Source organism: Hymenobacter edaphi (genome assembly GCF_003258365.1).
Taxonomy (GTDB): Bacteria; Bacteroidota; Bacteroidia; order Cytophagales; family Hymenobacteraceae; genus Solirubrum; species Solirubrum edaphi.
Map to the genome: position 1 here is coordinate 22994 of NZ_QHKM01000013.1, position 21723 is coordinate 44716.

Annotated in this window: 25 protein-coding genes; 20 read left to right on the top strand and 5 right to left on the bottom strand. The window is 63.3% G+C overall.

Annotated elements, in window-relative coordinates; all coding sequences use genetic code 11:
• The first annotated feature begins 13 nt into the window (after positions 1 to 13).
• The 13 genes from DLM85_RS23075 (at position 14) to DLM85_RS26310 (ending at position 14563) form a co-directional block, all read left to right on the top strand.
• Complete coding sequence (locus DLM85_RS23075) at positions 14 to 448, top strand: Fur family transcriptional regulator (RefSeq protein ID WP_111480550.1); 435 nt, start codon at positions 14 to 16, stop codon at positions 446 to 448.
• Positions 449 to 516: 68 nt separating this feature from the next.
• Positions 517 to 1128: a hypothetical protein gene (locus DLM85_RS23080; RefSeq protein ID WP_111480551.1), complete on the top strand. Its 612-nt coding sequence runs from the start codon at positions 517 to 519 to the stop codon at positions 1126 to 1128.
• 36 nt (positions 1129 to 1164) lie between these two features.
• Positions 1165 to 3399, top strand: a complete 2235-nt coding sequence (locus DLM85_RS23085) for a heavy metal translocating P-type ATPase (RefSeq protein ID WP_111480552.1) — start codon at positions 1165 to 1167, stop codon at positions 3397 to 3399.
• 25 nt (positions 3400 to 3424) lie between these two features.
• Positions 3425 to 3853 (top strand): hypothetical protein, encoded by a 429-nt coding sequence (locus DLM85_RS23090; protein WP_133257221.1) that lies wholly within the window; start codon positions 3425 to 3427, stop codon positions 3851 to 3853.
• 57 nt (positions 3854 to 3910) lie between these two features.
• Entirely contained in the window at positions 3911 to 4807 is an 897-nt protein-coding gene (locus DLM85_RS23095; RefSeq protein WP_111480554.1) for a cation diffusion facilitator family transporter, read from the top strand.
• Positions 4808 to 4849: 42 nt separating this feature from the next.
• Positions 4850 to 6271 (top strand): dihydrolipoyl dehydrogenase, encoded by a 1422-nt coding sequence (lpdA, locus tag DLM85_RS23100; protein WP_111480555.1) that lies wholly within the window; start codon positions 4850 to 4852, stop codon positions 6269 to 6271.
• 385 nt (positions 6272 to 6656) lie between these two features.
• Positions 6657 to 7454: a murein L,D-transpeptidase catalytic domain family protein gene (locus DLM85_RS23105; RefSeq protein WP_165822270.1), complete on the top strand. Its 798-nt coding sequence runs from the start codon at positions 6657 to 6659 to the stop codon at positions 7452 to 7454.
• 151 nt (positions 7455 to 7605) lie between these two features.
• Complete coding sequence (locus tag DLM85_RS23110) at positions 7606 to 8757, top strand: DUF4856 domain-containing protein (protein ID WP_111480557.1); 1152 nt, start codon at positions 7606 to 7608, stop codon at positions 8755 to 8757.
• 93 nt (positions 8758 to 8850) lie between these two features.
• Positions 8851 to 9963 (top strand): imelysin family protein, encoded by a 1113-nt coding sequence (locus DLM85_RS23115; protein ID WP_111480558.1) that lies wholly within the window; start codon positions 8851 to 8853, stop codon positions 9961 to 9963.
• A complete protein-coding gene (locus DLM85_RS23120; RefSeq protein WP_111480559.1) occupies positions 9963 to 11330 on the top strand; it encodes an HTTM domain-containing protein in 1368 nt (455 codons plus the stop codon). Before DLM85_RS23115 ends, DLM85_RS23120 begins: the two co-directional genes overlap by 1 nt.
• Entirely contained in the window at positions 11311 to 13788 is a 2478-nt protein-coding gene (locus DLM85_RS23125) for a TonB-dependent receptor domain-containing protein (RefSeq protein WP_111480560.1), read from the top strand. Before DLM85_RS23120 ends, DLM85_RS23125 begins: the two co-directional genes overlap by 20 nt.
• Positions 13789 to 13852: 64 nt before the next feature.
• A complete protein-coding gene (locus tag DLM85_RS23130) occupies positions 13853 to 14212 on the top strand; it encodes a hypothetical protein (protein ID WP_111480561.1) in 360 nt (119 codons plus the stop codon).
• A 27-nt stretch (positions 14213 to 14239) separates the two neighbouring features.
• The gene (locus tag DLM85_RS26310; RefSeq protein ID WP_341537788.1) at positions 14240 to 14563 is read left to right on the top strand and encodes a DUF6577 family protein; all 324 of its coding nucleotides are present in this window, start codon (positions 14240 to 14242) and stop codon (positions 14561 to 14563) included.
• A gap of 130 nt (positions 14564 to 14693) precedes the next feature.
• On the opposite strand, the gene DLM85_RS23140 is transcribed toward DLM85_RS26310, so the two are convergent.
• Complete coding sequence (locus DLM85_RS23140) at positions 14694 to 15500, bottom strand: phosphatase PAP2 family protein (protein ID WP_165822271.1); 807 nt, start codon at positions 15498 to 15500, stop codon at positions 14694 to 14696.
• Positions 15501 to 15665: 165 nt separating this feature from the next.
• On the opposite strand from DLM85_RS23140, the gene DLM85_RS23145 reads away from it, so the two are divergent.
• From DLM85_RS23145 to DLM85_RS23175, 7 genes are all read left to right on the top strand, one after another.
• Positions 15666 to 16034 (top strand): DUF3703 domain-containing protein, encoded by a 369-nt coding sequence (locus tag DLM85_RS23145; RefSeq protein WP_111480564.1) that lies wholly within the window; start codon positions 15666 to 15668, stop codon positions 16032 to 16034.
• Positions 16035 to 16257: 223 nt separating this feature from the next.
• Complete coding sequence (locus DLM85_RS23150) at positions 16258 to 16608, top strand: ArsR/SmtB family transcription factor (protein WP_111480565.1); 351 nt, start codon at positions 16258 to 16260, stop codon at positions 16606 to 16608.
• A gap of 29 nt (positions 16609 to 16637) precedes the next feature.
• Positions 16638 to 17102, top strand: a complete 465-nt coding sequence (locus DLM85_RS23155) for a DUF6428 family protein (protein WP_111480566.1) — start codon at positions 16638 to 16640, stop codon at positions 17100 to 17102.
• A gap of 75 nt (positions 17103 to 17177) precedes the next feature.
• The gene (locus DLM85_RS23160) at positions 17178 to 17951 is read left to right on the top strand and encodes a metallophosphoesterase family protein (protein WP_111480567.1); all 774 of its coding nucleotides are present in this window, start codon (positions 17178 to 17180) and stop codon (positions 17949 to 17951) included.
• A gap of 12 nt (positions 17952 to 17963) precedes the next feature.
• Positions 17964 to 18458, top strand: a complete 495-nt coding sequence (locus DLM85_RS23165; protein ID WP_111480568.1) for a GNAT family N-acetyltransferase — start codon at positions 17964 to 17966, stop codon at positions 18456 to 18458.
• A 12-nt stretch (positions 18459 to 18470) separates the two neighbouring features.
• Positions 18471 to 19580 (top strand): ACR3 family arsenite efflux transporter, encoded by a 1110-nt coding sequence (gene arsB / locus DLM85_RS23170; protein ID WP_111480569.1) that lies wholly within the window; start codon positions 18471 to 18473, stop codon positions 19578 to 19580.
• 39 nt (positions 19581 to 19619) lie between these two features.
• Complete coding sequence (locus tag DLM85_RS23175) at positions 19620 to 20102, top strand: DUF5990 family protein (RefSeq protein ID WP_111480570.1); 483 nt, start codon at positions 19620 to 19622, stop codon at positions 20100 to 20102.
• Positions 20103 to 20185: 83 nt separating this feature from the next.
• Here DLM85_RS23175 and DLM85_RS23180 read toward each other — a convergent pair whose 3' ends face one another.
• Genes DLM85_RS23180 through DLM85_RS23195 form a run of 4 tightly spaced genes read right to left on the bottom strand, consistent with a single transcriptional unit; the run spans position 20186 to position 21701 of the window.
• The gene (locus DLM85_RS23180) at positions 20186 to 20398 is read right to left on the bottom strand and encodes a hypothetical protein (RefSeq protein ID WP_111480571.1); all 213 of its coding nucleotides are present in this window, start codon (positions 20396 to 20398) and stop codon (positions 20186 to 20188) included.
• Between the two features lie 40 nt (positions 20399 to 20438).
• Complete coding sequence (locus DLM85_RS23185; protein ID WP_111480572.1) at positions 20439 to 20687, bottom strand: GDCCVxC domain-containing (seleno)protein; 249 nt, start codon at positions 20685 to 20687, stop codon at positions 20439 to 20441.
• Between the two features lie 10 nt (positions 20688 to 20697).
• Entirely contained in the window at positions 20698 to 21327 is a 630-nt protein-coding gene (gene merTP / locus DLM85_RS23190; RefSeq protein ID WP_111480573.1) for a mercuric transport protein MerTP, read from the bottom strand.
• Positions 21324 to 21701: an ArsR/SmtB family transcription factor gene (locus DLM85_RS23195; RefSeq protein ID WP_111480574.1), complete on the bottom strand. Its 378-nt coding sequence runs from the start codon at positions 21699 to 21701 to the stop codon at positions 21324 to 21326. The genes merTP and DLM85_RS23195 overlap by 4 nt, the downstream gene beginning before the upstream one ends.
• Positions 21702 to 21723 lie beyond the last annotated feature (22 nt).

Below are 21723 nucleotides of genomic sequence, written 5' to 3' on the forward strand. Positions count from 1 at the left end.
CTAGCTTACTTATATGGCCCACCCGCAGGAAGACACCTTACTCGCCAAGCAGATCACGCCCACCCCCATGCGCCTGCTGGTGTTGGACGTGCTGCGCCGGCAGTCCGCCGCGTTAAGCCTGGCCGACGTGGAGCAGCAGTTGGGGCACGCGGACCGCATCACGGTGCACCGCACCCTAAAAACCTTCACCGACCAAGGATTGGTGCACCGCGTCGAGGGCGGCAGCGGCGCGGTTAAATACGCCCTGTGTGACCCGGCTTGCACGCCGGAGCACCACCAGGACCTGCACGCCCACTTCTTCTGCACCCGCTGCCGCGAAACCAGCTGCCTGCCCGCGGTGGCCGTACCCCCCATTTCCTTGCCAAGCGCCTACCAGGTGCAGGAAACCAGCCTGGTGATGAAAGGCCTGTGCGAGCGGTGCGCCGCCGCTGCCGAAACAATGCAATAGCATTGCATTGCCCAGCAGCCGAGGTTTGCCCTCGTACCCGGCAGTGCCTGACCTGACACTTTCCGCCCATGTTTGATTTGCTCACCGGTGCCCTTGTGCTAAGCTTGCTACACGCCGCCATACCCAACCACTGGGCGCCGGTGCTGGCCGTGGCGCGGGCCGAGCAGTGGACGCTGCGGCGGGCGGCGGGAGTAACACTAGCCGCGGGCCTGGCGCACGTGCTCAGCACCCTGTTGCTGGGCCTGGCGCTGGGCCTGCTGGGCTGGAAGCTTGCGGCCCGCTTCCAAGAGTTTACCGGCTGGGTAGCACCGCTGCTGCTCATCGGCATCGGGATGGCCTACGCCCTTTCCGGCCCGGGCCATACCCACCCCGACCCGGGGCCGGTTGCCGTTCGGCCCCGCAGCCGGGTCGTCCTCGGCCTGGCCGCTACCATGTTTCTGGCGCCGTGCGTGGAAATTCAAACCTTCTTCATGGCTGCCGGCGCCCGCGGCGCGCTGGCCTTGGCCCTGGTCATGGCGACGTATACGCTTGTATCGGTGTCGGCCATGAGCCTGCTGGTGGCCGCGGCCTACACCGGTATTCGCCGGCTGAATTTTAACCGGCTGGCCCGGCACGAGCGCCGCGTTACCGGCGCGGTGCTCGTGCTGGTGGGCTTGGCCGGCTTTTTCGTGCACTGGTAACTGGTGCTCTTTTCTTACGCTCTAACCTGCCCTTCCATGCCTGATCCTTCATCCCAGAACACCGACGAGGAGCTGAACACCGCCAAGCAGGTGCAGCTCGAAAACGTGGGCGCCCTGACCCGCGGGCAGCTCACCCCCGAGGCCGCCGCCAATCCCGAAGGCCACGACGTGCCCGGCCACGACCACCGCGGCCACAACCACCCCGCCGGCAAACAAGTCGTGGACCTGGCCGGCAACGCCGCCGACGCTCACGCCGGCCACGACCACGGCGACGGGGGCCACGACCACGGCCCGGCGGGGGCTAACCCGTACCTGTGGCCCGGCGTAAGCTTGGCGCTACTGCTGGGCGGCATTGCCCTGGATTACTACGACGCGGCTTGGTTTACCGGGTACGTGCGCCTGCTCTGGTACGGCGTGTCCTACCTGCTGGTGGGCTGGAAAGTCATCCGCTCAGCCATCCAGAGCATCCCCTCGGGCAACGTGTTCAACGAATTCCTGCTCATGAGCATCGCCACTGTCGGGGCCTTTGCCATCGGCGAGTACCCGGAAGGGGTGGCTGTGATGCTGTTCTACACCGTGGGCGAGCTGTTCCAGGACGCGGCCGTGAACCGCGCCAAGCGCAGCATCCGGGCCCTGCTGGAAATCCAAGCCACTGAAGTCACCGTTATTCGCAACGGGCAACCGCTGGTGCTGGATCCCAAGCAGGTGGTGATTGGCGACACCATCGAGGTCAAGCCCGGCGAGAAAGTGGCCCTGGACGGCACGCTAACCAAAGGCCCGGCGTCGTTTAACACGGCCGCCCTCACCGGGGAATCGGTGCCCCAGACCAAGCAGGCCGGCGAGGTGGTGCTGGCCGGCATGGTCAACCTAGAATCCTTGATTCAGGTGGCCGTCACGGCCGGCTACCAGGACACCAAGCTGGCCAAAATCCTAGCCATGGTGCAGGACGCGGTGGGCCGCAAAGCCAAGACCCAGCAGTTCATCACCAAGTTTGCCAAGGTCTACACGCCTATCGTGGTGGCCCTGGCCGTACTGTTAGTAGTGGTGCCCGCTTTCGTAGTCGACGACTACGTGTTTCGCACCTGGCTCTACCGGGCGTTGGTGTTCCTGGTCATTTCCTGCCCCTGCGCGCTGGTCATCAGCATCCCGCTGGGCTACTTCGGCGGCATCGGCGCGGCGTCCAAAAACGGCATCCTGTTCAAGGGCTCCAACTTCCTGGACCAGATGCGCGAGCTCGACACGGTGGTCATGGACAAGACCGGCACGCTCACCCAGGGCGTGTTTGCCGTGCAGCAGGTGCAAACGGCCGCCGGCCTTGATGCCCCGCAACTCTTGCGCCTCGTCGGCGCGCTCGAAACCAAGTCCACCCATCCCATTGCCAAAGCCGTCGTGCTCCACGCGGGCGCCGCCGCGGTCGGGGTACCCGCGGAAAACGTGGAGGAAATCAGTGGCCACGGCATGCGCGGCCGCGTAGACGGGCGCGACGTGCTGGCCGGCAACACCAAGCTGCTCACCAAGTTCAGCGTGGCCTACCCGCCTGAAGTAGACCAAGTGGTGGACAGCATCGTGGTGGCGGCGGTGGATGGCCAGTACGCCGGTTACCTGACCGTGGCCGACGCGCCGAAGGAAGACGCCGTTCGAACGGTGCAGGAGCTGCGGGCCGACGGCATCACCAAACTCGTGATGCTCTCCGGCGACAAGGACAGCATCACCCAGCGCGTGGCCAAGGAGTTGGGCATCGACGAGGCCCACGGGGGCCTGCTACCCGAAGACAAGGCCCGCTACGTGCAGCAGTACAAGGACGCGGGCCGCAAGCTGGCCTTTGTGGGCGACGGGGTGAACGACGCTCCAGTCGTAGCCCTGGCCGATGTGGGCATTGCCATGGGCGGTCTGGGCTCCGACGCCACCATCGAAACCGCCGACGTGGTGATCCAGACCGACCACCCCAGCAAAATTGCCACCGCCCGCCGCATTGCCCGCGCCACACACACGGTGGTGTGGCAAAACATCTGGTTGGCCTTTATCGTGAAGGGCATCGTGCTCGTGTTGGGCGCCGGGGGCCTGGCCACCATGTGGGAAGCGGTGTTTGCCGACGTGGGTGTGGCCCTGCTGGCTATTCTCAACGCGGTGCGCATCCAGCGCATGGACTACGCCACGCCGGGCGGCGACCCGCTGGCTGCGGTGCCCCCGGTAATCATCCCCCGCCCGGCAAACGAGTCGGTGGTAGAAAAAATGCCCGAGGAACTGCGTCAAGGACCCCACCCCCGCTAGGCGCGTGCGCATCTACCGCTCGACTGTGCTAAACTGCCCACCGGAGCAGGTCTGGCAGGCCGTTATCCAGCCCCGGTTGCTACTTTACGTGGCCTGGCCCGTGCTGCGCTTTCGGCCCGTAGCACCCCGGCAGCTGCCGCAAACGTGGCAGGACGGCAAATACCTGGTGCGCCTGTATCTGGGCGGCTGGTTGCCCCTGGGCACGCAGTGGATTGTGATTTCGCAGGATGCCGCCCGTTACCGGCTGCGCGACAACGGCCACGGCCCGCTGGCCCGCGTGTGGGACCACCGCATCACCCTGCGGCCACTGGGTGCCGGGCAAACCGTGTATACCGACGAGGTCAGCATTGATGCGGGCTTGTTGACGCCGCTGGTAGCGGGCTTTGCCGCCGGGTTCTACTGGTGGCGCCAGCGGCGGTGGGTACGGCTCGTGCGCCGCGAGCTTGCCTTTTGATGGGTTGCGCCGCATCCGAATGGAAGTAAGTAATATCCCTTCTTTACCCAACACCCCATGAGCAGTAGCCACGGCATGAGCGGCAGCGCCGCCGGACGCAACAAGCGGCAATTAACCATTGTGTTTTTCCTAACCCTAACCTACCTGGTGGCCGAAGTCGTGGGCGGGTTCTGGACCGGCAGTCTGGCCCTGCTGGCCGATGCCGGCCACATGCTCACCGACGTGGCCGGCGTGGGTCTGGCCCTGTTGGCCATCCGCTTCGCCGAAAAGCCCGCCACACCCGAGCGTACCTACGGTTATTACCGCTTCGAGATTCTGGCCGCGCTCACCAACGCGGTGGTGCTCATCCTGATTTCGCTCTACATCCTCTACGAAGCCTATTTCCGCTTTCTCGACCCGCCCCAGGTAGAAAGCACCAGCATGTTGTGGGTCGCCGGCGTAGGCTTGCTCATCAACCTGTATTGCATGTACCTGTTGCGCCAGGGCAAAAGCGAAAGCCTGAACATGAAGGGCGCCTACTTCGAAGTGCTCTCGGACATGCTCACCTCCATCGGCGTTATTGCGGCGGGCGTCATCATGCTCACCACCGGCTGGTACTACGCCGACCCGCTGCTTTCGGCCGGCATCGGCCTGTTCATTCTGCCCCGCACCTGGACGCTGCTCAAGGAAGCGGTGGGCGTGCTGCTGGAAGGGACTCCGGCCGAGGTAAACCTGGAAACCCTGCGCCAGGGCCTACTGGCCGAGCCGGGGGTGGCAGCCGTGCACGACCTGCACGCCTGGTCGCTTACCTCCGGCGTTAACGCCTTCAGCGCCCACGTGGTGCTCGCCGAGGGGGCCCAGCACGACGAGGTGCTGGCGCGAACCCACGCCTACGTGACCAGTAAGTTTGCCATCCAGCACGCCACCATTCAGGTGGAGCGCGGCGGCTTTGCCCAGCACGAAACCCACTTGTAAAACCTTTCTGGTTGCTTTCCCACCTTTAACTGGCTCCGGTTCATGCCCGCTACTGCTTACGACGTTCTCATCATCGGCTCCGGCCCCGGCGGCTACATTGCGGCCGTGCGCTGCGGACAGCTGGGCCTCAAAACCGCCCTCATCGAAAAGTACCCCACCCTGGGCGGCACCTGCCTCAACGTGGGCTGTATTCCCAGCAAGGCGGTTCTCGAATCCACCGAACTCTACCACAAAGCCACGGAGCAGTTTGCGGCGCACGGCATCGACGCCGATAACCTGCGGGCCGATTTGCCCCGCTTGATGGCGCGCAAGGACCAAGTGGTGAAAAAGGTATGCGACGGGGTGGTGTACCTGATGAAGAAAAACAAAGTAGACGTGATTCACGGCACGGCCTCGTTTGTGGATGCCACCACCGTGCAGGTTGCGCCCGCAGCAGGGGGCAGTGAGGAGGGGCAGCAGCTCACGGCCAAGAACATCATCATTGCTACCGGCTCCAAGCCCAGCAGCCTGCCCTTTATCACCCTGGATAAGGAGCGCGTCATCACCAGCACCGAGGCACTGGCCCTGCGCGAACTGCCCCAACACCTGATTATCGTGGGCGGCGGCGTCATCGGCCTGGAGCTGGGCTCGGTGTACGCCCGCCTCGGCAGCAAGGTGTCGGTGGTGGAATACACCGACGCCATCATTCCCACCATGGACCGCACCCTGGGCAAGGAGCTGCTGCGTTCCCTGAAAAAGCAGGGCCTGGAGTTCTACCTGTCGCATAAGGTCACGGCCGTGACGCGCGAGGGAGCAACCGTGAAGCTGACGGCCTCCCCGGCCGCCGGCGGGGCCGACCTGCAACTGGCGGGCGACTACTGCCTGGTCTCGGTGGGCCGTCGCCCCTTTACCGACGGGCTGAACTTAGCTGCGGCGGGGGTGGAACTGGACGAGAAAGGGCGGGTAAAAGTCGACGAGGACCTCCAAACGACGGTGCCCGGCATCTGGGCCATCGGCGATGTGGTGCGCGGCGCCATGCTGGCGCACAAGGCCTCCGACGAAGGCGTGTTCGTCGCCGAGCGCATTGCCGGTCAGAAGCCCCACCTCAATTACCTGCTCATCCCCGGCGTGGTCTATACCTGGCCCGAAGTGGCCGGCGTGGGCTACACCGAAGAGCAACTCCAGGAACTGGGCCGAGCGTACAAAGCGGGCTCCTTCCCGTATTCGGCTTCGGGCCGGGCCGTGGCCGGGAGCGACACCGAGGGATTGGTAAAGGTGCTCACCGACGCGCAAACCGACGAAATCCTGGGCGTACACATGATTGGGCCCCGTATTGCCGACATCATCGCCGAAGCCGTGGGGGTCATGCACTTCCGCGCCGCGGCCGAGGACGTGGGTATGATGTCGCACGCCCATCCTACCTACGCCGAAGCTTTCAAGGAAGCTTGCTTGAACGCGGCCGGCATCGGGGCCCTAAACATGTAACGCCGCACGTCGACAAAATTAGCTCTGCATGCTAATTCAATCGTTATGCAAGTAAGAGTCCTCAAGGGGCAGCGGGTGGAAGCTTGATTAATAGGCAAATATGCTTTTCATGCGGGAAGACCGAAGTTCACGCGGTGGTCCTGCAGGTCTCGACGCGCCGTTGTTTGTCCTGCTATGCCGTTGCTCGCGGTTACGTCAGCCGCAAGGTCTGCGGCCTGCGCGAGAGCGACAAAACACCCAGGCAAGGGTCGGCGGAGTAAACGGTGCTGAAAGTCTAACATCCGGCGCGGTTATTCCAAGGAGGTACGGCTGTCTCCACACCTACTTTGGTGTGCTTTTTGAATTAGCAGCCCGACGCATGAGGCGTATTTACTTGTCGGATCACATGGCTCTTTCCCGTATTTCACGACGGCGCTGGCCGCTGCCGCTGCCCTTCTTCACCCTCATAACCCTTCTGCTGGTGGGCTGCCGGCAACCGGTTACCACGCAAGCGCCCGTTTCTGCCTCGGCATCTCGTCCGGTCGTACTTCCGGACTCGGCCGGGCACGTGCCGCGCTTGGATGCACAGCTGCGCCAGCATTACCGGGCGCTGGGGGACGCGGCCCAGGGCTTGCGTTTTGCGGTGTTCGAGCAAGCCATGACCGGGTACCTAAACCTACGCCAGCAAGGCTTGGTGCCTAGGCAGCGGCTGGCCATTGTGGACTTTGACTTGCCTTCCACCGAAAAGCGGCTGTGGGTGCTTGATGTTTCCGCCAACCAAGTGCTCTATCGTACGCTGGTGGCCCACGGCAATCAATCCGGGCAATTGCAAGCCTCTCATTTCTCCAACACCGTGAACAGTCACATGAGCAGCTTGGGCTTCTACGTGGCCGGCGAGACGTACGTAGGCAAGCACGGCCGCTCCCTGCGACTTAGCGGCTTGGACGAGGGGTTTAATTCCAACGCGGCGGCCCGCGCCATCGTGGTACACGGAGCGGACTACGTCAGCGAAAACTTCATTAAGCAAACCGGGCGCCTGGGGCGCAGCCAAGGGTGCCCGGCTTTGCCCCTGGACCTGTATGAGCCCATCATCGACAGCCTAAAGGGTGGCGCGGGACTTTTTATGCACAAGTCCGAGGCCGGTTACAGCTCCCCGTATTTAGACGAGCAAAAAGCCAGCGCCGCTTACTTCCCGGCTGCCTGAGAGACAGCGCTTTCCAGCAGAACGCCCCCGTCCAATTATAGGGCTCGAACCCGAGTCATTTAGAAGCGTTCTAAAAAAAATTTCGGTCTATTTAGAATGATTACAGATAAGCTAATACCTTTGCCTTATCATTCGCTCCACACCCAATCCCATGACCTTAAAATACGCTTCGGTCGCGCTGCTTGCACTTGCTTTTGGTTTCGCATCCTGCGATAAGAACGACAACGAAGCCGCGCCGACCCTGCGCGCCAAGATGGACGCCAGCACCCTAACGGCTACCTCGCGCTACACCGAGTCCTTCAAGGATGCCAGCGGTCAGAGCACGGTAGACCTGGGTACGTCGAACCAGCGGCTGGACATGTTCACGGAGTTCAACACTTACATGTCGTTGGTAGCGGTGGCGCCGCCGGCCGCCCCACAGACCCTGGACGTAGCCAAGCTCCGCGGTATGTACGCCAACACGGGCGGCTACTTTACCGGCGTTGGCCTGAACGGCTCGGGCTTGTCGCTGCGCGCCACCACGGCCGCTTCCCTCACTGGCACGCCGGCCGAGGCCGTGCGCACCTACATCGATGGGCAAATCACCAAGCTGGCCACCGCCAGCCAGTCGGTTAACCAAGTGGCTGCCCCCGGCACCGCCGGGCGCATCGGCCGTTATCTGGTGGACGAGAAAGGCATTGAAGTGAATCAAGTTATTGCCAAGTCGCTCCTTGGCGCCCTGCTGCTTGACCAGATTGGCAACGTGTTGCTCACCGACAACGCACTGAAAGCCAACAACAACAAAGTGGTGGACGGCAAAGCATATTCGGAGTTGGAGCACAATTGGGATTTGGCGTACGGCTACCTCACGAGCAACCCCATTATGACCACGGACATCAACCTGACGCCCCGCGAGCGGTTCCTGGCCGGTTACCTCAACGAGAAGAACGGCCCGGCTTCGCCCGGCGTGTACCTGGCCTTTCTGAAGGGCCGCGCGGCCATCGTCAACAACGATGCCGCCGGCGTGCAGGCCCAGGCCGCCATCATCCGCACCGAGCTGGAAAAGACCATTGCCCTCTCGGCCGTGTCGTACCTGAGCAACTGGAAAGCGGCTTCGGACCCGGCCGTCAAAGCCCACGCGTTGGGTGAAGGCCTTGGCTTTATCTACTCGCTGCGCTTCTGCACCAAGTACGGCGCCGACGCGGCTTTCTCCGACGGGGTCCTGAATCCCTTGACCGCCGGCACCAACGGCGCTTGGAACCTGACCAACGCCCAAGCCGACGTGGCCATCAACGCCATCAAAGCCAAGTTCAATTTGCAGTAACCCGGAACTGCCCACCCGGCGAAACCGTTAGGCCAACCCGTTTGTCAGCGCCGCTGCCAGGCGGGTTGGCCTTCGCTACGAAATCAGCTTTTCATGAAAAAGTCCCTTCTGTTTGCCCTGACGCTGCTGTTGCTCACCGTTGGCATGTTCAGCTGCCAGAAAGACCCCGCCGGCGATTCACCCGAGCCCAGCACGGGGCCCGACCGCAAAGCCTTGCTCACGCATTGGGCCGACAGCCTGGTAAAGCCCGCTTACCAGCGCTTCAACGACAAGCTGGTAGTTCTCAAGGCCAAGACCACGGCGTTTACGGCCGCCCCCGCTCCGGCGACGCTTGAAGAGCTGCGCCAGGCTTGGCAGGCCGCGTACGTGGAATGGCAAAAGGTAGAACTCTACGAGTTCGGCCCCGCCGAGCAGGTGAGCTTGCGCAACCACTTCAACATCTACCCGGCCGATGTGACGGGCATCAACCGCAACATCACCAGCGGCTCGTATGACTTCGAGCTGTCGACCGCCATTCCCCAGCAGGGTTTCCCGACCTTGGATTACCTGCTCAACGGCGTGGCCACGGGCGACGCGGCCATTGCGCAGCGATACGCTTCCTCGGCTAATCACCGCCGTTACCTGACCGACGTGGTGGCTAAGATGGAGCAGACCTTCGGCACGGTGTACGCGCAGTGGAACGGCTCCTACCGCGACACCTTCATCAACAACGCTGGCACCGACGCCAGTTCGTCCTTGTCGCGGGTCATCAACGCTTATTCCTTGTACTACGAGCGCTACCTGCGGGCCGGCAAAATCGGTATTCCGGCCGGGGCCATGACCGGCGCGCCGCTGCCCGACAAAATCGAAGCCTACTACCAGCGCGGCGCGCTGCCCCTGCAGCTGGCCACCACCGCTCACGCCGCGGTGCAGCAATTTTTCACCGGCCGTACGGGCCAGCCCTCGCTAAAAAGCTACCTGGATGCGCTGGGGGCCAAGGACAGCCGCACGGGCCAGAGCCTGACCAGCATCATCAGCGCCCAGTTCGGGGTATCGGCCCAGCAGCTGGCCTCGCTCGGCCCCGACTTGCACGCCACCATCACGGCGCGCAATGCCGACGCGGTGGCATCTTACAATGAGATGCAGAAGGCGGTGCGCCTGATTAAGGTCGACATGACGTCGGCCATGGGCATCACCGTGACCTACGTGGACAACGACGGCGACTAATGCAGAGCAGCCGGCTGCAGCGCTACCTCCACGCCTACACCCCAGCTGCCCCGCTGGCTACGTTCCGGATGGCCTTTGGCCTACTGGTTCTGGCCAGCGTGGTGCGTTTCTGGGCCAAGGGTTGGATAGACGAGCTCTACCTGCAGCCCAAGTTCTTCTTCCCGTATTATGGGTTCGAGTGGGTGCGGCCCCTGGGCGTCTACACCTACGGGCTGTTTGCTTTCTGCGGGCTGTGCGCCTTGCTGGTAACCCTGGGCTACCGGTACCGCGCAGCTTCCCTGGGCTTGTTTCTGAGCTTCACCTACATCGAGCTCATGGACAAAAGCACTTACCTGAACCACTACTATTTCGTGAGTCTGGCGGCGCTACTGCTAGCCCTGCTGCCCGCCGGGCGCTACTTTGCCCTCGACACGCACCGGCACCCCGCTCGCTGGCGCAGCGAGGTGCCGCGCTGGACGGTAGACGCGCTGCGCCTGCTCATGGGCATCGTCTACGTGTACGCGGGTCTGGCCAAGCTCAACTCCGACTGGCTGGTGGAAGCCATGCCGCTGCGCATCTGGCTGCCGGCCAAAAACGACTTGCCGCTGATTGGTCCGTTGCTGGGGCAGGTATGGGTGGCGTATGCCTTCAGCTGGTTTGGGGCCGTGTATGATTTGACGGTGCCCTTCTTTTTGCTTTACCGCCGCACCCGGCCCTGGGCCTACGTTACCGTGGTGGTGTTTCACGTGCTGACGGCGGTGCTCTTTCCCATCGGCATGTTTCCCTACGTGATGATGGTCGCGGCACTGGTGTTCTTTCCGGGCGCGTGGCACGAGCGGGTGCTGCAGCGGTTGCGCGGGCTGCTGCGCTCGTCCCCCACGGCCCCCTTTTCCCCCACGCCGTTGCGCTACGGCCCGGCCCGCCGGCAGCTGCTGCTGCTGACCCTGGGTGTGTTCTTTGCCGTGCAGCTGGTCTTGCCTTTCCGCTACCTACTCTACCCCCACGAGCTGTTCTGGACCGAGGAAGGCTACCGCTTTTCTTGGCGGGTGATGCTGATGGAGAAAATGGGCTACGTGCAGTTCAAGGTCGTGGACGGGGCGACGGGCCGCATCCGGCAGGTGGACAACCGCGCGCACCTGAGCGTGCTGCAGGAAAAGATGATGAGCACCCAGCCCGACATGCTGGTGCAGTTCGCCCATTACCTGCGCGACTACTACGCCGGGCAGGGGGTGCAGCGCCCCCAAGTATACGCCGACGCTTACGTGAGCTTGAATGGGCGGCTGGGCAAAAGCTTTATCGACCCCACCGTGGACCTGGCCCGCGTCAAAGACGACTTGCAGCCCAAGCCCTGGATTTTACCTTTTGACGATGAAATCACCGGTTTATAGCGCCGTCCTGGCCGTAAGTGTGCTGTCCGGCTTTTCCGCCATCGCCCAGCAAGTGAGCCTGCAGGGCCGCGTTCGCGAAGCCAGCACCAACGCGCCCGTGGTGGGCTGCGAGGTGTACGTACGCGGCTCCCGCCTGATTGCCCGCACCGACTCGGCCGGCCTTTTTACCTTGACCAAGGTCGCGCCCGGCCGGCAGCAGCTGCAGCTTTCCTCCATCGGCCACGAACCCTTCAAAGCTATAGTTGAAGTGACAGCGGAAAGCAGCGTACAGGAGTTCACGCTGACCCGCCGGGAGCGGCAGCTGCAGGAAGTGGTGGTGGCGGCCCCCCAGTCGCGCTTTGGCCCCCAGCGCCTGCGCGAGGTGGAAGGCACGGCCATTTTTGCGGCCAAGAAAACCGAGGTCATCGTGCCCGACAACCTAGTGGCCAACCTGGCTACTAACAACGCCCGGCAGGTGTACTCGCGGGTGGCCGGGCTCAACATCTGGGAAAGCGACCAGGGCGGCCTGCAGCTGAGCATCGGCGGCCGCGGCCTGGACCCCAACCGCACCAGCAACTTTAACGTGCGGCAAAACAATTACGACATCTCGGCCGACGCGCTGGGCTACCCCGAGAGCTACTACACCCCGCCCATTGAAGCCGTCAAGCGCATCCAACTCGTGCGCGGGGCGGCTTCGCTGCAATACGGCACCCAGTTCGGCGGCCTGCTCAACTTCGAGTTGCGCACGCCCGAACCCGACAAGACCGTGGCGGTGGTGTCGCGGCAGACGGCGGGCTCCTTTGGCTTTTTCAACTCATTTAACAGCGTGAGCGGCACCGTGAAGAAGCTCAGCTACTACGCCTTTGCCCAGTACAAGCGCGGGGACGGCTGGCGGCCCAACTCGGGGTTTGCCAGCAAAACGGCCTACGCCGACCTGCGCTACCAGTTCACCGAGAACTTCAAGATCGGTGCCCAGTTCACGCACATGGACTATTTGGCCCAGCAGCCGGGGGGGCTGAGCGACCGGCAGTTTGCCGACAACCCGCGGCAGAGCAACCGGGCGCGCAACTGGTTTGCCGTCGATTGGAACCTGTTTAATCTTTCGGCGGACTGGAAGCTGAGCCCGCGCTCCAACCTGAATTTGACCACGTTCGGGCTGCTGGCTTCGCGCGACGCCCTGGGCTTTCGCACCAACTTTGTGGAGCGCCCCGATGCCGACACCCAGCAGCGCGAGCTCATCACTGGCGACTTCCGCAACGCGGGTGCGGAAGCTCGCTTTCTGACCCGCTACGGCTTAAGCAACACCCGCAGCGGCGTATTGCTGGTGGGCACCCGCCTCTACCGCGGCGACAACCACAGCCTCCAGGGTGCCGGCCCGGCCGGCCGCCGGGCGGAGTTTCGCTTCGAGGAGCCGGGGGCAGGGTTGAACGCCCCATCGGCCTCGTCGGACTACCGCTTTCCCAACTACAACGCGGCCGCCTTCGCCGAGAACATCTTCTATTTCGGGGAGCGTTTTTCGCTTACCCCCGGTCTGCGCCTGGAGTACATCCGTACCCGTGCGGACGGCTCCTACCAGACCGTGTCGCGGGACTTAGCCGGCAACATCACCGCCGTGCAAACCACGGCCGAGCAGCGCACGAGCACGCGCTCCTTTGTCATCGGGGGGTTGGGAGCTTCCTACAAGCCGGTGGAGCAGCGCGAGTTCTACGCCAACGCCACGCAGAACTACCGCTCCATCACTTTCGGCGACATGCAGATCGTCAACAACTCGCTCGTCATCAACCCCAACCTGCAAGACGAACGCGGTTACTCGGCGGACCTGGGGCTGCGCGGCGAGCAGGGCCAGTGGCTGACCTACGACGTGAGCTTGTTTGCCCTGGCCTACAACAACCGCATCGGCGAAATCGGCACCTACGACCGGTTTGACCGCCCGTTTCGCTACCGCGACAACATCGGCCGGGCCCTGATTCTGGGCGTAGAGTCGTATGCCGAGGCCGACGTGCTGCAGGTGCTGCGCCCGAGCGCCGAACCGGGCCGCTGGCGCTGGTCCGCCTTCGGCAACGTGTCGCTGATACGCAGCCGCTACACGCAGAGCAAGAATCAAGAAGTGGTGGGCAAGCAAGTGGAGTTTGTGCCCAACGTCAATCTGAAAGCCGGAATGCAAAGCGGCTTTGGGCCCTTGAAAGCATCCGTACAGTTCACTTACTTATCCGACCAGTTTTCGGAGGCCACCAACGCCCCCAACAGCCCGAACGACGCCCGCCCGGACCCCAGCCTGGCAGTCATTGGACGAATACCAGCCTACCAGATACTCGATGCGTCCGTGTCGTGGGAGCGGCGCTGGCTCAAGCTGGAAGGCAGCGTGAACAACCTGGCCAACACCCGCTACTTCACCCGCCGCGCCACGGGCTACCCCGGGCCCGGCATCCTGCCCTCGGACGGGCGTAGCTTCTTTGTGACCGCCGCCGTAAAGTGGTAGCTGGGTACCTTTGCCGGTGCTTGCCCCTGCCCGCATGTCTTCTCCGCTCGCCCCCCTTGAGTCCATGCTGCGCTCCTGGCCCCTGCTGCGCAGCCACTTCCGCGGCCGCGACTACTTGCCGGAACCGGAACTGCGGGCGTTTGTAGCCGCGGCCGTGCCCGGCGTGCCGACCGCCGCGTGGCCCGTGGTGCTGCAGGGACTTGTGCGCAGCCAGCTGCTGCACGAAACAGTGCCGGGCGTGCTGGCCTTTGAGGCAGACCCGTACGTGTCGGCGGGCAAGCCCGTGCTGGCACCCGCTTGGATAGCCCTGTGGCAGCACTTGCAGGCGCGCCTAGCGCTGCCGCTGGGTTGCCTGTGGTCCACCCGGTGGCTACGCCCGTATTTTCCGGATGCGGCGCCGTTGCTGGTCGTGGACGTGAACTGAGCCGAGTTAGATGCGGCTACCCATCTGCTGGCTGCCCTTACGGAACCGGACCTTGGGGTACATCCCGCCGAAAAACCAACCAATAGCGAGCAGGATACCGTGGTGCTGCGGCCGGCCCTGCGCGCTTCGCCCGTTCGGCTCGTGCAGGGTTTACCCACGGCCCGCCTGGAAAAGATGCTGGTAGATGCCACGCAACTGCCGCAACTGGCCACCACGGTGACGGACATGGCTTTGCGCGGGATGCTGCGCTGCGCGGGCAGAACTCAAGCCAACCGCCACGTGCTGCTGCAGTACGCGGCCCGGCGAGACGCCTCGGCGCGCTGGGAAGCGCTCTTGGCGGCGGTAGGATGATTCTTTCGGCGTGACGTGTTTACTTCTAGGCTGCTTGGCATTGCCCCTGCGCAAGATCCAGCGCCAGCGCTATGCTACGTCGTGCAGCTAGGTCCGAAAACTTGGTTGGGCCTGGCTGGCGTTTGGCCGGTTAACGCGGCCGCCACACCATGGTCAGGCCGGTGGCGCCCGGATAAAGCAGGGGCATCACGCTGTATTTGCCGGGCAGCGGCTTGCGGCCCCAGCGGTTGCGGTGCGAAAGGTAGCCCAAGTGCGCCGAGAGGATGCCCAAGCCCGCGCCGGCAAACACGTCGGATTGCCAGTGGCGGTTGTTGAGCATGCGCATAACGCCGACCCCGGTAGCAATGGTATAGGCCCCGATGCCGTACCACTGGCTTTGGTCGCGGAACTCGGTGTGCACGATGCTGGCGGCTAGAAACGCCTGGGCGGCATGCCCCGAAGGAAACGCGTTGCGCGTCGAGCCGTCGGGCCGCAGCACCTTGGTCGTGTTCTTGACCACGTAGGTGGTCACGCCGAATATTGCCTCCGACTTCAGAATCACCAGCAGGGTGTTGAGCCGGTCGTTGCGGCCCTCCACGCCGGCCAGCTCCACCAAGGCCAGTTCGGCGTACGGGGCGAAGATGAGGTAATCGTCAATTTTGGTGCGGAAGTTCGGGAACTGCCGCTGAATGTCGCGGTGCGCGTCGTAGCTGCTGTAGAATCCGTTACCGTTAATGGTGCTGGCCCCGTAGCCGATGAGCAGCGCCGGCACGATGGTGGCTTTCACCAGTTTGCCCTGGTACCAAGGCTTTTTCTGGGCAAGAGAAAGCCCGGCGGGATTCTCGTACTTCTTAAGCGTGGAGTCGGGCGAGGTTGCGGGCGACGCCAGCGGAATCTGCGCGAGGACGGCCCCAGAGCTGAGCCAAAGCGTCAGCAGTAGAGAGGAAAAAATACGCATAACGGCCGGTTGGTACCGGATAGGTGCGCCCCGATGGGGCGCTACAGAGGATGAAACGTTCCGCCAAAGGTACGCGGTGCAACAGAGTACAGCGAAGAGCGCATCCGGTGAATCGTATCTGGAAAAGTGTGTTTCTTTATTCCGCATCCCAGCACCGTTACTGTTATGCAGACGCTGTTTCTCCCCGTACGCTTGCGGCCCTATTACCAGCAAGAACTAAGCGCGGCTCGCGCCGCTTACGACCGCCGCGATGCTGCTGGGGCATTCCGCCACCTCGAACGCGCCCACGTCCTTGGACAGCGCTGGGCCCTGCCGCATACGCACACCCATCTGCTCATGCTGCGCCACGGTTGGCGCACCGGCGACCGGCGCGAAATCCTGGGGCAGCTGCCGCGCATTGTGTTCGGGTTCTTCATGTCCTTATTTGGCCGCGTGCCCACCGGCAACACCGGCGGCGCCAACGTCTCGCCCGAGCAGCCCATGCCCATCCCGGCCGATTTGCAAGCACTCTTAGCGGAAGCTTCGTCGCGGTAGCGATGATTCCGCACCATGCTATTTCCGAAAGCCAGGGGTGACGCCGGTGAACGGCACCGGGGCCGCCGGCTGCGCAAACAGCGGCGCACTGCAAATCAGCGTAAGCAGCGACAACAGGCAGATTTTCAGAGCATCGAGGGGACGGTCAACGATAAAAGGAATCTATGTCGCAAACTTACGTCATTTAATGTCGTATATTTGCAACATACTTCAAAGCCTTGCCATGACCTACGCCAAAACCGCCGCTTTCACCCACGAGCAACAGCAGCTGGCCCGGGTGGCCAAAGCCCTGGCGCACCCGGCCCGGGTGGCCATTATCCAGTTTCTGGCCTCCAAGCAAACCTGCATCTCCGGCGACATTGCCGCGGAGCTACCTCTCTCGCGCACCACCGTTTCGCAGCACCTGCAGGAGCTAAAGGCCCTGGACCTGATTCGCGGCGAGATTGACGGGCTCACGGTGTGCTACTGCCTTAACACCGAGTTGTTGCAGCGGGTGCACCAGCAGTTCACCGCCTTTTTCATCGAAGCCACCACCAGCCCGGCCTGCGGACCGGCCGATGCGTGCGGTTGCTAATCCTTCATCTAACCCCAACCTTTCTGACTATGAAAATCTCCGAAATGAAGCAGACCCTCGCAGGTCTCGAAGCCGTCAATTTCCGCCTGCCTTCGGGCGACTACCTGCCGTCGCACTTCCACGTGACGGAAGTGGGCCTGGTGAGCAAGCACTTCATTGACTGCGGCGGCGTGGAGCGCCGCGAGACCGTGGCCAACTTCCAACTGTGGGAAGCCGGCGACTACGACCACCGCCTGGCGCCGCAGAAGTTCCTGCACATCCTCAACCTGTCGGAGAAGATTCTCGGCGGCGAGGACCTGGATATTGAAGTGGAGTACCAGCAGGCGACCATCGGCAAGTTCGGCCTGGCCTTCGACGGCAGCGACTTCGTGCTGACGCAGAAGCAGACGGCTTGCCTGGCCCAGGATGCCTGCGGCATTCCCGATGCCCAGCAGTTCGCCCTGCCGCAGCTGCAAGCGGCTTCGTGCTGCACGCCCGGCGGCGGGTGCTGCTAAAGCCTGTTCAGCGGCGCTGCCCTCCCGGGTGGCGCCGTTTTGCTACCCACCTTTTTATCTCTTCTTTCTCTTCCGATGACCATTGCCTTTTTCTCCGACGTCCACGGCAACCTGCCGGCCCTGCAAGCGGTGCTGGCCGATATGGAGCAACGCCGCCCCGACATGATTTTCTGCCTGGGTGATTTGGTGGGCTATGCGCCCTGGCCCAACGAGGTGGTCAACGAAGTGCGCCGGCGGGGCATTCCGACGCTGGCCGGAAACTACGACCAGGGTATTGGCCTGGCCAGCGAAAACTGCGGCTGCGCGTACAAGACCGACACCGAGAAAGACCTCGGCGCCCAAAGTATTGCCTTCACCAACCAGGTGGTTGGGCCTGACGAGCGGCGCTACCTGCGCTACCTGCCCAAGCACATGCGCCTGGATTTCCAGGAAGAGCCCTGCACGCTGAGCCTGCTGATGGTGCATGGCTCGCCGCGCAAAATCAACGAGTACCTGTTCGAGGACCGGCCCGAGGCCAGCTTCCTGCGCATTTTGGAAGAGGCTAACACCGACATCCTGCTCTTCGGCCACACCCACAAGCCCTACCACCGCACCTTTGCCTACGAGCACGCGGGCGAAACCCGCTACCGGCACGCGCTCAACATCGGCTCTGTGGGCAAGCCTAAGGACGGCGACCCAAGAGCGGCCTACCAGCTGCTGCACCTGGACGAAAACACCACGCTCAGCGACCCCCACAGCGTGCGTTCGGAGCTGGTGCGGGTGGCATACGACGTGGAAAAAGCGGCACAGGCCGTGGAGGCCTCGCCCTTGCCTAACGAATACGCGGACATGCTTCGCAAGGCCTATTAACCCCGACTTCCGATGACCATTCAACCCTTAGCGGAAGCGCATTGGCCGGCGGTTAAGGCCATTTACGAAGCGGGCATTGCCACGGGCAATGCCACGTTTGAAACGCAGGCGCCCGCCTGGGAGGCCTGGGACCGGGCCCACCTGGGCCACAGCCGGCTGGTGGCGGTGGACGAGGCCGGCACGGTGCGGGGCTGGGCGGCGCTCTCGCCGGTATCGAGCCGCTGCGTGTACGGCGGGGTTGCTGAAATCAGTGTGTACATCGCGGCCGAAGTCCGGGGCCAGGGGCTGGGCCGGCAGCTGCTGCAGGCACTGATTGCGGATTCGGAAGCGCACGGCATCTGGACGCTGCAGGCCGGCACGTTTGAAGAAAACACAGCCAGCATAGCCCTGCACACGCAGGCCGGGTTCCGGGTCATTGGGCACCGCGAACGAATTGGCCAGCACCACGGCGTATGGCGCAACACGGTGCAGATGGAACGGCGCAGCCCAACCGTCGGCGTCGCTTAATTATTCCTTGTGATGACTACTCTTAACCAACCCCTACCAGCGGCGCCGGCCCCCGCCGCGCTGGCGGAAAAGAAACTCTCCGGCCTGGACCGGGGCCTCACGCTGTGGATATTCCTGGCCATGGCGCTGGGCGTGGCCCTGGGCTACCTGGTGCCCGGCATGAACGACGCCATAAACTACTTCTCGGTGGGCAAGGTGAACGTACCGCTGGCCATCGGCCTGATTCTGATGATGTACCCGCCCCTGGCCAAGGTGAAGTACGAGCAGCTGCCCACGGTGTTTAAGAACACGCGCATCATCGGGCTCTCCTTGTTTCTGAACTGGATACTCGGGCCCCTACTCATGTTCTTTTTGGCCATCTGGCTGCTGCCCGACAAGCCCGAGTACATGATGGGCCTGATTCTGATTGGCATTGCCCGCTGCATTGCCATGGTGCTGGTGTGGAACGACCTGGCCGATGGTTCGCGGGAATACGCGGCGGGGCTGGTGGCGCTCAACTCCATCTTTCAGGTGCTGTTTTACTCGGTGCTGGCTTGGCTGTTCATCACGGTGCTGCCGCCCTACTTCGGGCTGAAAGGGTACGCGGTCAACATTGGCATCGGGGACATTGCGCAGAGCGTGCTCATTTACCTGGGCATTCCGTTTGCTGCGGGCTTTCTCTCGCGCACCCTCCTGCGCCGGCTGAAAGGCAACGAGTGGTACGAGCAGGTGTACATTCCGGCCATCAGCCCCATTACCCTGATTGCGCTGCTGCTGACCATCGTGGTGATGTTCAGCCTCAAGGGCGAAACCATCGTGCGCATTCCGCTGGACGTGCTGCGCATCGCGCTGCCGCTGGCTTTGTACTTCGGCATCATGTTCGTGCTCAGCTTCGCGGCCGGCAAGTGGCTGGGGGCGGACTACGCCGAGAATGCCAGCATTGCCTTCACGGCCACGGGCAACAATTTCGAGCTGGCCATTGCCGTGGCCATCGGCGTGTTTGGGCTGAATTCGGGGCAGGCCTTTGCGGGCGTCATCGGGCCGCTGATTGAGGTGCCGGCGCTGATTGCGCTGGTGAACGTGGCCTTCTGGTTCCGGCGCCGCTGGTACGGGGGCAACACAAATGCCCTATCTGCCGAATGACAATGTTTGCTCTCCGCCCCGGGCCCGTATTTTTCCGCTATGAAACAGCTGCTGCGCCTCCAACTACAGGTCCTCGATGCCCCGTCCGGTGTTACGATGATGCTGCAACGCGGCACCCAGGAGCTGGTTCCGCCGGTCGCCGCCGCTGCGGGCCAGTTGCTTTTTGAGCTGCAAGCAACGGTATCCTATCCCAAGGACGAAGCGGCGCCCCGCTTAGGTGGGCCCGCCGTCCACGGCCCGGTGCAGAGGCGCTTCCTCTACGTAAACGCCGGTACGTATGCCGGTCAGGCTGATTCCGGCTGGGCCCGGCGGGCCAAGGTGCCCCTGCCGGCACTGACCCGGGAACTGGTGGAACAGGCCTTGGCTCGGCCGGACTTGACGCTGCAGGCCCGCATCCTGGGCCGGGCCGGGGATGGTGGGCCGGCGTGCGCCAGCGTGAAGCTGCTGGATGCGGGGTGGACGCTGGCGCCGGCCTGGCCGGTACCCGCAGCTCAGATTAATCCCGACTTGGCAGTCAAATGATACAACAAAAAAGCGCCGGGCTACGAGAGTCCGGCGCTTTTTCACATTCCGAGCGGCGGCTGGCCAGCCACTTAGTACTAAGCTTACTTTTTGACGACTTCCGTGGTCGCCGGGGTTACCGTGGCGGCCGTGGTCGGCTTCTTGGCGCAGCAGCTGGCACCAGGCTTCTCGTCCTTGGCGCATTGCATAGCGGCTTCCTTGGTCGCCTTTTTGTTCTTTTTGCCGGGTTTGCCGTCGTTGGCAGTAGCACTGCCGATGGTGGCCAGCAGGGTCAGGGCAAGCAGGAGGTTTTTCATGAGGTGGGGAGCTAAAAAGTGAAAAGCAACAAGAGAATAACTAGCAGCAGCCGCAGGCACCTTTGCCCTGCTCCTGGATGGGCGGGCAGGGTACGGTGCCGTACGAGCAGTACACGCAGCAGTCGCCGGCCAGCGGCTTGAGCACCGTGTGGCAGCTGGTGCACTCGTAAAACCACTGGCAGGCATCGGTCGGCATCTGCTCGGCCTGCGCGTGCTGGCAGACCGGGCAGGTAAGCACCGAGGTCAGCGTTACTGGCGGGGTGGGGGTAGCTGGTGTGAGGGAAATCATAGCAGGGCAATTAACGGGTAGCAGAAGGGTTCAGCACCGAGTAGCCGGTGCCGTTGATGGCGGCTTCTACCTGGGCCACGGGCGTGACAGCGGCATTGAAGCGGACCTGGGCCGTGCCCTGCTCGTAGGATACCTGCACGCTTTGCACGCCTGGCAGCTGCTGCACGTCGTGCTCGACGTGGCGGGCGCAGGCCTCGCAGGTCATGCCGCCGATGCGGTAGGAGCTGGTTTGCAGCACCGGGGCTGCGTTGTTAGCCACCACGGGCTTAGGAGCTGCTGCCGGGTAGAACCGCGCTCCGTAGTAGGGAAAGGCCAGCAGCAGCGCGGCCAGCACGGTGACCGTGGCCAGAAAGCCCCGCGACTGCATCAGCGAAGGCTTGGCTGGCACGGGGCAGCCGCAGTCGTCGGCTGCCGCGGGCGCGGGTCGCAGGTGCTGGTACCAGGCGAACCCCAGCACGCCCACGGTCAGGGCTACCAGATAGGGACGCAGCGGCTCCAGCCAGGCAAACGTGCTGGCCACGCCCCCCAGCCCGCCGACAATGGCCAGCAAGGGGGTGATGCAGCACAGGGAAGCGGCCAGGGCGGCCAGCAGGCCCGTGCCGGCCAGGGACTTGGTTGGGGTAGCGGGCGTGGTATTCATCGGGCGGGCGTGAGGGAAGGAGAGGTGGATGCCGGGGTCAGCAGCGGCTGCAGCACGGACAAATGCGCCGCCGACAGCGAGTAAAATACCGTTTGTCCGACTTTGCGGGCCTGTATTACCCCGCCGTCCTTGAGCTTGCGCAGGTGCTGGGAGATGGCCGACACGTTCATCTGCAGCACATCGGCCAGGTCGCACACGCACAGCTGCTGCTTGTCCAGTAGCAGAAACAGCATTTTCAGGCGCACCTCGTTGCCAGCCAGTGCCAACACGGCCGCCAGTGACTGCAGCTCCGGCTCGGCGGCGGCCAAGCGGTGCTTGCTCTGTTCAATGTGGGCCGTATCAGCGAAAACCCGGATGCAAGAAGAAGAGGACATACCTTAAATTTTTTCAAAGGTA

Bases quoted from the DNA above. Each gene is read 5' to 3' on its own strand.
- DLM85_RS23185 (WP_111480572.1), bottom strand. From the start codon at position 20,687: ATGATTTCCCTCACACCAGCTACCCCCACCCCGCCAGTAACGCTGACC.
- DLM85_RS23195 (WP_111480574.1), bottom strand. From the start codon at position 21,701: ATGTCCTCTTCTTCTTGCATCCGGGTTTTCGCTGATACGGCCCACATT.
- lpdA (WP_111480555.1), top strand. From the start codon at position 4,850: ATGCCCGCTACTGCTTACGACGTTCTCATCATCGGCTCCGGCCCCGGC.
- DLM85_RS23075 (WP_111480550.1), top strand. From the start codon at position 14: ATGGCCCACCCGCAGGAAGACACCTTACTCGCCAAGCAGATCACGCCC.
- DLM85_RS23125 (WP_111480560.1), top strand. From the start codon at position 11,311: ATGAAATCACCGGTTTATAGCGCCGTCCTGGCCGTAAGTGTGCTGTCC.
- DLM85_RS23130 (WP_111480561.1), top strand. From the start codon at position 13,853: ATGCTGCGCTCCTGGCCCCTGCTGCGCAGCCACTTCCGCGGCCGCGAC.
- arsB (WP_111480569.1), top strand. From the start codon at position 18,471: ATGACTACTCTTAACCAACCCCTACCAGCGGCGCCGGCCCCCGCCGCG.
- DLM85_RS23180 (WP_111480571.1), bottom strand. From the start codon at position 20,398: ATGAAAAACCTCCTGCTTGCCCTGACCCTGCTGGCCACCATCGGCAGT.
- DLM85_RS23150 (WP_111480565.1), top strand. From the start codon at position 16,258: ATGACCTACGCCAAAACCGCCGCTTTCACCCACGAGCAACAGCAGCTG.
- DLM85_RS23105 (WP_165822270.1), top strand. From the start codon at position 6,657: ATGGCTCTTTCCCGTATTTCACGACGGCGCTGGCCGCTGCCGCTGCCC.
- DLM85_RS23095 (WP_111480554.1), top strand. From the start codon at position 3,911: ATGAGCAGTAGCCACGGCATGAGCGGCAGCGCCGCCGGACGCAACAAG.
- DLM85_RS23160 (WP_111480567.1), top strand. From the start codon at position 17,178: ATGACCATTGCCTTTTTCTCCGACGTCCACGGCAACCTGCCGGCCCTG.
- DLM85_RS23155 (WP_111480566.1), top strand. From the start codon at position 16,638: ATGAAAATCTCCGAAATGAAGCAGACCCTCGCAGGTCTCGAAGCCGTC.
- DLM85_RS23145 (WP_111480564.1), top strand. From the start codon at position 15,666: ATGCAGACGCTGTTTCTCCCCGTACGCTTGCGGCCCTATTACCAGCAA.
- DLM85_RS23140 (WP_165822271.1), bottom strand. From the start codon at position 15,500: ATGCGTATTTTTTCCTCTCTACTGCTGACGCTTTGGCTCAGCTCTGGG.
- DLM85_RS23085 (WP_111480552.1), top strand. From the start codon at position 1,165: ATGCCTGATCCTTCATCCCAGAACACCGACGAGGAGCTGAACACCGCC.
- DLM85_RS23120 (WP_111480559.1), top strand. From the start codon at position 9,963: ATGCAGAGCAGCCGGCTGCAGCGCTACCTCCACGCCTACACCCCAGCT.
- DLM85_RS23080 (WP_111480551.1), top strand. From the start codon at position 517: ATGTTTGATTTGCTCACCGGTGCCCTTGTGCTAAGCTTGCTACACGCC.
- DLM85_RS23110 (WP_111480557.1), top strand. From the start codon at position 7,606: ATGACCTTAAAATACGCTTCGGTCGCGCTGCTTGCACTTGCTTTTGGT.
- DLM85_RS23165 (WP_111480568.1), top strand. From the start codon at position 17,964: ATGACCATTCAACCCTTAGCGGAAGCGCATTGGCCGGCGGTTAAGGCC.
- DLM85_RS23115 (WP_111480558.1), top strand. From the start codon at position 8,851: ATGAAAAAGTCCCTTCTGTTTGCCCTGACGCTGCTGTTGCTCACCGTT.
- DLM85_RS23175 (WP_111480570.1), top strand. From the start codon at position 19,620: ATGAAACAGCTGCTGCGCCTCCAACTACAGGTCCTCGATGCCCCGTCC.
- merTP (WP_111480573.1), bottom strand. From the start codon at position 21,327: ATGAATACCACGCCCGCTACCCCAACCAAGTCCCTGGCCGGCACGGGC.